Source organism: Ancylomarina sp. (assembly GCF_041555295.1).
Lineage (GTDB): Bacteria > Bacteroidota > Bacteroidia > Bacteroidales > Marinifilaceae > Ancylomarina.
Genome location: NZ_JBFFKR010000281.1, coordinates 1 through 4,180, shown reverse-complemented (window position 1 = coordinate 4,180; position 4,180 = coordinate 1). Strand labels below are relative to the sequence as shown.

Here is a 4,180-nt window from a genome sequence, read left to right as displayed (position 1 = left end):
GCAAACCTTTGCATTTTTCTCAAAAATTCTTTTTCATTTTCTTGCCTAAGTTCTGGTAATCATTACCTTTACCCACTGTTGTAGAACATGTTTATTAAGAACTGTTCTAAAACAGAAACCCAACAAGTAGAGTTAAAAGCTTGGTTGAAAGTTTGTAAGGATTCATTATTTCTATATAGGTTCTGTTCTTTTTGAAAGATTTTCATCCAATTCCCCATACTCTTGAGTGGAATTTGATGTCTAATAATTACTAATGTCGACTTATCGATAGTTTTTCTAAATGAACATCCCCAAAATATAATACTCGTTTCCTTATCCTTCCATCTTGGTCTTAACTTTACATCAATAAAACCAAACAAACTAAGAATTTAACTCATTGTTAAATCAAACAGTCATGAGTCAAAAGACAAAAATTATTGAAAGAGAAGAGGTTGTTATTCGATTTTCGGGAGATTCCGGAGATGGAATGCAATTAACAGGAACTCAGTTTTCTGATACTTCAGCATTATTTGGGAATGATGTAGCAACTTTTCCAGATTATCCAGCAGAAATTCGTGCCCCACAAGGTACCGTTGGTGGTGTATCTGGTTTCCAGTTACATTTCGGACATCAGGAAATTTACACCCCTGGTGATTTTGCGGATGTATTAGTTGCAATGAATCCAGCGGCTCTTAAGGCAAACCTAAAGTGGGTAAAACCGAGTGGAACTATTATTGTAAATGAGGATAGTTTTACGAATAAAAACCTTGAAAAAGCCGGTTACGAATCAGATCCTTTATTGGATGATAAACTTGCCGACTACAACCTAATTAAGGCTAAGGTTACAACGCTTACACGTGAGTGTTTAAAAGATTCAGAGCTCGATCAGAAATCTATACTTAGAAGTAAGAATATGTTTACGCTAGGTATGGTCTATTGGATGTTTGATCGTCCATTCGAGCATACAGAAGAATTTATTGAAAAGAAATTTAAGAAATACCCTGCGGTTGTAGATGCAAATAAAAAGGTACTTCGTGCCGGTTATAATTTCGCTAAAACAATTGAGGCTTTGCCTTATAACTATAGTGTAGCACCTGCTAGAATCCGTAAAGGAACTTACCGAAATATTACAGGTAATAAAGCAACAGCTTGGGGGTTGATGGCCGCAGCAGAGAGAGCAAATCTTGAACTCTTTTGTGGATCATACCCTATTACTCCAGCAACGGAGATTTTTCAGGAATTAGCAGCTCGTAAAGATTTAGGCGTGAAAACTTTTCAGGCCGAAGATGAGATTGCGGGTATTTGTACGTCAATTGGTGCTAGTTTTGCTGGAAACTTTGCTGTAACAACGACTTCCGGTCCCGGTTTGGCACTGAAAACGGAAGCTGCTGGTTTGGCTGTAATGACTGAATTACCTCTGGTAATTGTAAACGTTCAGCGTGGAGGACCATCTACAGGATTACCAACAAAAACTGAGCAATCAGATTTACTTCAAGCTATTCATGGTCGAAGTGGTGAGTGTCCTATGCCTGTTATTGCAGCAAGCACACCATCTGACTGTTTCCATTATGCTTTTGAGGCAGGTAGAATTGCATTGGAGCATATGACTCCAGTGATTTTATTAACTGATGGGTTTATTGCCAATGGCGCGGAGCCATGGAGAATTCCAAAAATGTCTGAGCTTCCAGAAATTATTGCTCCTATAGCTAAAGAAGGAGATGACTTTCTTCCATATGCTCGTGAAGAAAAGCGATTGAGTCGAAAATGGGCAATTCCAGGAACTAAAGGGCTAGAGCACCGAATTGGTGGACTAGAAAAGATGGATGGTGATGGTACTGTTTCATACGTGCCAGAGAATCATCAGGTGATGAGCGATATTCGTAAGAGAAGAGTTGAGTTAGTTGCTAATAACATTCCTGAACTTAAGGTGAAAGGAAATGAGGAAGCTGACGTTCTTGTTGTAGGATGGGGTGGTACTTATGGTCACCTTACAACTGCAGTTCGTGAGTTACAAAAGGAAGAGAAGTCCATTAGTTTGGCACATTTTAATTATATTTTCCCACTTCCTAAGAATACAGCCGAAGTTTTCGGTCGTTATAAGAAAATTATTGTGTGTGAATTGAACGATGGCCAATTTGCTGAATATCTAAGGAGTTCTTTCCCTGATACTAAGTTTGAGCAACACAATAAGTTGATGGGTTTACCATTCACTGTAGTGGAATTAAAAGAAAGATTTAACCAATTACTGGAGGAGAAATAAGTCATGGCTGATACAGTATTAAACGCATCTAATATTAAGAAGCTAAGTGCTAAGGATTTTAAAAGTGATCAAGAGAATCGCTGGTGCCCTGGTTGTGGTGACCATGGTATTTTAAATTCCGTTCAAAAGGCAATGGCTGATATGGAATACAAGAAAGAAGACTATGCTGTCATTTCAGGTATTGGTTGTTCTTCTCGTTTCCCTTATTATATGAATACTTATGGTTTTCATACGATTCACGGACGTGCTGCTGCAATTGCATCAGGAGTCAAATGTGCCAATCCTGATCTTAAAATTATTCAGGTTTCAGGTGATGGTGATGCTCTCGCAATTGGCGGTAACCATTTCATTCATGCTGTTCGTAGAAATATTGATATGACTATTCTTCTCTTTAATAATGAGATTTATGGTTTAACGAAAGGTCAATATTCACCGACATCAAAACAAGGTATGGTGACAAAAACATCTCCCTTTGGATCAATTGAGGAGCCGTTTAAACCTGCTCAACTTGCTCTTGGAGCGCAGTCAAAATTTTATGCTCGTTCTATTGATACCAGTATAAAATTGACTACAGAAGTTGTTAAAGCTGCTTCGGCTCATAAGGGAACCTCTATTGTAGAAGTGCTTCAGAATTGTGTGATTTACAATGATGGAACACATTCATTGGTTACGGATAAAGCAACTAAGGGGGATTATCAACTGATCTTAGAACAAGATAAGCCTATGATTTTTGGAATTGAAAAGAACAAAGGTCTTATACTGGGAGCTAATGGTAAACTTATTGTCGTTACTATCGGAGAAAATGGTATAAGTGAGGCTGATGTCTTGACACACGATGCTCATACCGAAAATCCACATATGCACTGGTTGCTATCAAGTATGATGGCTCCTGAATATCCTGTTGCTTTGGGTGTTATTCGTGATGTCGATTCTACTTCTTATGACGAAAAAATGGTTCAGCAAATTAAAGATGTTCAAGCAATATCTACATTAAAATGTATGGATGATTTGCTTAATAGTGGAGACACTTGGGTTGTTGAATAACAAAATAGTCTAATTTATTAGATCTAATCCTGTTTGGTATTAAACCGAACAGGATTTTTTTGCCTTAATCGCAGCAATTTATAGGATTAGAATTCTATGATTTTAATCATTTTCACTTATAAAGCCTTATTTGTAGAGCAATCCTTGTTGACAATTGTCAATTGTTTATTACTTTCATCAGTCAAATACAAACCTAGAACAGACATGGAAGAAATTGCGATTTCGAAAATTTATAAAAGAAAAAAGAACGACAGAGATATATTCCAAGAGTTAATGCCATTTAAGGTAACGGAGATTCTTCTTGTTGCAACTTATTACGATTCATACACCATTGTCAGGGAAGGTCAGTTCTCGGACAAGATAGTTGGTGAATATCTTCAACTTAATTTATATACAGCACCACGTTTTACAAGTGTAACGACCACTGATGAAGCGCTCAAGGCTATGGATGAGCGTAATTTTGATATTGTCATTTTAATGGCTGGTCTCGATAAAGAGTCGCCATTGGAGCTGAGTCAGCAAATAAAAAAGAAACAGCCTGATTTGCCTGTGCTGGTTTTAGTAAATAATAACAGTGATTTGGCTTATTTCGATAAGGCGGCTGATAAAATCAAAAATAATATCGAAAGGGTATTTGTGTGGAATGGCTCTACAAAGATTTTTATGGCTATGACCAAATACATTGAGGATAAGAAGAATTTGGAACCTGATTCTAAGATTGGTGACGTTCGTGTGATGTTGTTGGTTGAAGATTCGGTGAAGTACTATTCTCGTTATTTACCTCTGCTATATACATCAGTCATGACTCAGACTCAGAAAGTAATTTCTGATGAAGATGATATTGATGAGATGCACAAAATTCTGAAGATGCGTGCTCGTCCCAAAGTTATTTTGGTG

2 protein-coding genes and 1 pseudogene are annotated in these 4,180 nt (G+C 37.3%); all 3 read left to right on the top strand.

Annotation, left to right across the window (positions count from 1 at the left end; translation table 11 throughout):
- Nucleotides 1–394: 394 nt before the first annotated feature.
- The gene (locus ABY905_RS14595) at nt 395–2,239 is read left to right on the top strand and encodes a 2-oxoacid:acceptor oxidoreductase subunit alpha (protein WP_372645164.1); all 1,845 of its coding nucleotides are present in this window, start codon (nt 395–397) and stop codon (nt 2,237–2,239) included.
- Nucleotides 2,240–2,242: 3 nt separating this feature from the next.
- On the top strand, nt 2,243–3,283 hold the full coding sequence (locus ABY905_RS14590; RefSeq protein ID WP_372645162.1) for a 2-oxoacid:ferredoxin oxidoreductase subunit beta: 1,041 nt from the start codon (nt 2,243–2,245) through the stop codon (nt 3,281–3,283).
- 96 nt (nt 3,284–3,379) lie between these two features.
- Nucleotides 3,380–4,180 (top strand): annotated as a pseudogene (locus ABY905_RS14585) (hypothetical protein); the annotation flags it as partial.

What these genes read in the sequence shown, in the direction of transcription:
- ABY905_RS14595 (WP_372645164.1), top strand. Translation starts at nt 395, where the DNA reads ATGAGTCAAAAGACAAAAATTATTGAAAGAGAAGAGGTTGTTATTCGA.
- ABY905_RS14590 (WP_372645162.1), top strand. Translation starts at nt 2,243, where the DNA reads ATGGCTGATACAGTATTAAACGCATCTAATATTAAGAAGCTAAGTGCT.